Source organism: Caballeronia sp. (genome assembly GCF_049581465.1).
Classification (GTDB): domain Bacteria; phylum Pseudomonadota; class Gammaproteobacteria; order Burkholderiales; family Burkholderiaceae; genus Caballeronia.
On sequence record NZ_JBAUSA010001226.1, the window covers coordinates 1 to 4239 of the forward strand.

The 4239-nt window shown below is 61.1% G+C and carries 5 protein-coding genes and 1 pseudogene; all 6 read right to left on the reverse strand.

What is annotated here, in order from left to right:
• Window positions 1-1168 (reverse strand): mechanosensitive ion channel family protein (locus WCA53_RS29880; protein ID WP_423919820.1); only part of this gene is annotated, 1168 nt, incomplete at its 3' end.
• A gap of 139 nt (window positions 1169-1307) precedes the next feature.
• Window positions 1308-1664 carry a Rap1a/Tai family immunity protein gene (locus tag WCA53_RS29885; RefSeq protein WP_423919825.1) on the reverse strand — a complete coding sequence of 119 codons (357 nt, stop codon included), beginning with the start codon at window positions 1662-1664 and terminating at the stop codon, window positions 1308-1310.
• Window positions 1665-1874: 210 nt separating this feature from the next.
• Window positions 1875-2609 carry an ankyrin repeat domain-containing protein gene (locus tag WCA53_RS29890; protein WP_423919830.1) on the reverse strand — a complete coding sequence of 245 codons (735 nt, stop codon included), beginning with the start codon at window positions 2607-2609 and terminating at the stop codon, window positions 1875-1877.
• A gap of 87 nt (window positions 2610-2696) precedes the next feature.
• Complete coding sequence (locus tag WCA53_RS29895; protein WP_423919833.1) at window positions 2697-3488, reverse strand: TatD family hydrolase; 792 nt, start codon at window positions 3486-3488, stop codon at window positions 2697-2699.
• A 21-nt stretch (window positions 3489-3509) separates the two neighbouring features.
• Window positions 3510-4031 (reverse strand): N-acetyltransferase family protein, encoded by a 522-nt coding sequence (locus WCA53_RS29900; protein WP_423919836.1) that lies wholly within the window; start codon window positions 4029-4031, stop codon window positions 3510-3512.
• Between the two features lie 50 nt (window positions 4032-4081).
• Window positions 4082-4239: pseudogene (locus tag WCA53_RS29905) on the reverse strand (DNA polymerase III subunit delta'); the annotation flags it as partial.

The window sequence follows — 4239 nt, forward strand, 5'->3', positions numbered from 1 at the left end:
GGCTCGCAACGGGATCGGCTTCTGTGTTGACTGTTCGGCCGGGCGACAATGATTGCCCGGAACCGCTGCGCTCGAGCGGCGGCGCAAACTCGGTGTTTTCCGCTTCCTGCGACCATTCCGTACGCGTACGCGGCAGGAACTGCGGATACGCCGTTTGCACAAAGGCCAGCAAGCCTTCGCGAACGCGGCATCGAAGATCCCAGTTCAGCCCCGAATCGAAGGAACTGACGAGCACCCGAAGCTGCACGGATTTTTCGGTGGCATCAGTGACCTGCAATACCTGCACGCGCCCATCCCATTCCGGCGCGTGTTCCAGTATCCGTTCGAGCGCTTCGCGCATCGGCGCAAGCGGCATCCGGTAATCGACATAGAAAAATACCGTGCCAATAATGTGCGAACTATTGCGCGTCCAGTTCGTGAACGGATTCTCGATAAACCATTGCAACGGCACGATCAGCCGGCGCTGGTCCCAGATCCTTATGGACACATACGTCCCCGTGATCTCTTCCACGCGGCCCCATTCGCCCTGGATCACGACGACATCGTCGAGCCGGATAGGTTGGGACAGCGCAATTTGCAAGCCCGCGATCAGGTTCCCCAGAACGGGCCGCGCGGCGATACCCGCGACCAGTCCGGCCACGCCGGCCGATGCCAGCAAGCTCGCCCCAATCTGCCGGACAGCGGGAAACGTCATCAACGCCCCGCCAAAGCCAATGATCACAATCACGACCATCACCGAGCGCGCCAGCACGCGCGTCTGCGTATGAATCCGTCGCGCCTGCAGGTTATCCTGGCTATCGAGCGGATGCGCCTGCACGATCGCCTCGGCCGCGCCGCCCACTGAACGCATGGTCAGGAACGTCAGCGCGACGATCAACATAACGGTCAGCAGGTCGCGCAGCGCGGTGGCGAACGGCAGCGTATCCGGCGCCTCCACTACGACAAAACCCAGCGCGAGGATGATCAGCAAGAACAGCGCGGGCTTGCTGATGTAGCGCAAGACGACGCTCATCAGCGGATACGGCCGCGCGATGCGCTGCAGGACGCGCGCGCCGATCCGATGCGTCAAGACCGCGCAAATCACGCCGACCGCGGCCACCACCAGGGCGCCGGGCCAGGTATCGAGCGGCTTGGGAGCGATGCGCAGGAAATCGTCGAAAGAGATCATGTCGTCGTGGAATCGGCCTCTCTAGCCCAAGGTGGATACGACGGAAAATCTGTACGGGCACCTGTGCGACAGTCTGGAACGATACGAACGGCGCTCGATGACCCTTACGATGCCCCCTCCCGCTCCGTCGCCGGAAGATCTACTTCTCCGCCTTGCAGGGAAAGGCTTTTCCCAATCCGAGCGAGATGATGGTCGTGGCGTTATAAGACGCCTGGGTCGGATTCTCCGCGATGAACTTACGCACCGCGTCCGACAACTCCTGGGGTTTTACGTCGACGGGCAGGCAAAAATACTGTCCGACTTGCGGGCCCGACGTTCCACCAATGGCTTCGATGGTGTTGTAGATACCGTCTGCCGCGCCTTCTATGTAAGCCGCGCACGCGCTGCGCGAGGCGGTGTCAGTCTTGGTGCAAAGCATGTTCAGATCGTTGCCGGTGAACGCGGCCGCGCTAAGCGGAAACGCAAGCACACTGGCCAAGACGAAAACCCGCTGCATGATGGTCCTTTTTTATGTTGGCGGTTGCGGGCCGGCAGGCAATGCGCCCTTGAACGCATGCTGGGTCAATCTCCGGCCAGGCCCGACTTTTCAGCGAACGGCCCCGGTTTGCCCTTGCGGGCACTGTGTCCGTGAAAAAGTCCGCTCGCTGTTCCTCGTATCGCGCTTGCCGCCCCTTTGGCTTATATCGGGCTCGACGTTGCGCGAGCGTCATTTTGCACTGTTTGTCCCGGTTTGAGGCGTAGCCGATGCACCCTGGTTTTGCATCGATGCCAGCCGGGCAGCCAATCCTTCAGCCACGTCTTTCTCGTGATACTGCTTGGCAAAGTCCACTGCCGTCAGGCCGAGCTGGTTCTTTACCCGCAAGTCCGCGCCTTCGTCGAGCAGCAGCTTCACCGTCGACAAATGGCCGCCGCGTGCGGCCATCATCAGCGGCGTGGTGCCATTGGGCGAGCCTGCATCGATATAAGCCGAATGGTCGAGCAGCACCTTTACGATGTCGTCGTTACCGTTGGTGGCCGCGTAGTGCAGCGGCGTCCAGCCCTTTTTGTTCACCTCGGCGTCCTTCGCGATCAACATGTTCACCATGTTGAGGTCGTCGTTGAGCGCGGCCAGCATCATCGCGTTTTCGCCCGCGGGATCGAGCTTTTCAATGTCAGTCTTCGGGTTGTCGATGAGCACTTGCGCAACCTTGTCCGACTTCTCGCGCGCAGCGATCACCAGGAGCGGCGTGCCGGTGTCATCGACGAGATTGGGGTCCAGGCCTTGTGACAGGAGCTTGTTCACTTCCGACACGTCATCGAACTTGACCGCCTTGATCATGGAATCGGCGGGCGCCGCGAGCGCGGGTTGAGCCATGACGGCCGTCGCGAGCGCGAATCCGGCGACAAGAGTTTGCCATGCATGGCGACGCGTGTTCGGGGACTGGGTTGAGATTGCTTTCATGACTTCCTTGGAAATTACGGTGTTTTTGATTGACGAGCGCCCCGGCGGAGGCACTGCACGGCGCGGCGGCAAAGCCGCAGCAAAGCCTCAGTGCGCGGCGGGCTGCGCGATCTTGAACAGCTTGAAGAAATTGCGGGTGGTCGCCGACGCCAACGCCTCGTCCGGCATCTCGCGCAATTGCGCGATAAACCGTCCGACATAACTTACGTACGCAGGTTCATTCGATTTTCCTCGATACGGCACCGGCGCGAGGTAAGGCGAGTCGGTTTCGATGAGCAGCCGGTCGAGCGGCACCCGCATGGCCACGTCCTGCACATCCTTCGCGCTCTTGAAGGTAACGATGCCTGACAGCGAAATGTAAAAATCCTGCGCAAGCGCCGACTGGGCGATGTCCCACGGTTCGGTAAAGCAGTGCATCACGCCGCCCGGAACGCTCGCGCGCTCCTCGGCCATGATGCGCAGCGTGTCTTCCGACGACGACCGCGTGTGAATGATCAGCGGTTTTCCGGTCGCGTGCGCCGCCCGGATATGCGTGCGAAAACGCTCGCGTTGCCATTCCATATCGGCAATGCTGCGGCCTTCCAGACGGTAATAATCGAGCCCCGTTTCTCCGATAGCGACCACTTTCGGGTGCTGCGCCAGTTCCACCAACTCGGCCACGCTGGGCTCGCGCGAGTCTTCGTGATCGGGATGCACGCCCACCGACGCGTAGATGTGCTCGTTTTCCTCCGCTATCTTCAACACTGAGGGCAGCGATTCCAGGTCGACCGACACGCACAGGGCGTGCGTCACCTTGAGCTCGCGCATCTTGTCGAGGACTTCGGGAAGGCGGTCAGCGAGACCGTCGAAATTGATGTGGCAATGCGAATCGACGAACATGGGGGTTCCGTTAAAGCAAGATCAGGCAGGACTCGACGATGCGTTCTCGTCCAGGCGCCGCCCAAGAATCACGAGATCACGTTCGACGCCATCGAGCACCGCGACGCGTGGCAGCGTGCCCCACGACTCGAAGCCGAAGCCCTGGAAAAGGCGCAGGCTCGGCAGGTTATGTCCGAAGACAAAACCCAGGATGGTGTCGATACCCAGCGCCGGCGCCGCCTCGAGCGCCGCTTCGAGCAAACGCTTGCCCAAGCCCTGGCCGCGCACGCTTTCATCGAGATAAATACTGACCTCGGCCGTGCGCAGATAGGCCGGACGGCCATAGAAGTCCGAGAAGCTCAGCCATGCGACCACCTTCCCCTGGGATTCCGCCACCCATAACGGCCGCGCTTGCGGTCCATGCGCGTGGAACCATGCGAGCCGGCTTTCGACGCTCACCGGCTCAAGATCAGCGGTCACCAGGCGCGAGGGCACCGTGGAATTGTAGATGGCCACAATGGCGGAAAGGTCGTCAAGCGTGGCGTCGCGGAAAATGGGCGTCATGAGGTCATCAGGCGGTAGTGGGTCAAACATGGGGTCAAGCGGCATGAGGGTCAAACGGCAAACACCTGGCGATAGCCAAAAAACAGCTCTTCGAATACGAGGCGTGCGTTGAGCGGATGGTTTTCCACGGCGCGCTGCCGCGTCACTGTCTTCTGGAACTGGGCGAACCGCCCGGTATCGATTTGAGCGGCGCAGCGTTCAAGCGCCT

Bases quoted from the DNA above. Each gene is read 5' to 3' on its own strand.
- WCA53_RS29890 (WP_423919830.1), bottom strand. From the start codon at position 2,609: ATGAAAGCAATCTCAACCCAGTCCCCGAACACGCGTCGCCATGCATGG.
- WCA53_RS29885 (WP_423919825.1), bottom strand. From the start codon at position 1,664: ATGCAGCGGGTTTTCGTCTTGGCCAGTGTGCTTGCGTTTCCGCTTAGC.
- WCA53_RS29900 (WP_423919836.1), bottom strand. From the start codon at position 4,031: ATGACGCCCATTTTCCGCGACGCCACGCTTGACGACCTTTCCGCCATT.
- WCA53_RS29895 (WP_423919833.1), bottom strand. From the start codon at position 3,488: ATGTTCGTCGATTCGCATTGCCACATCAATTTCGACGGTCTCGCTGAC.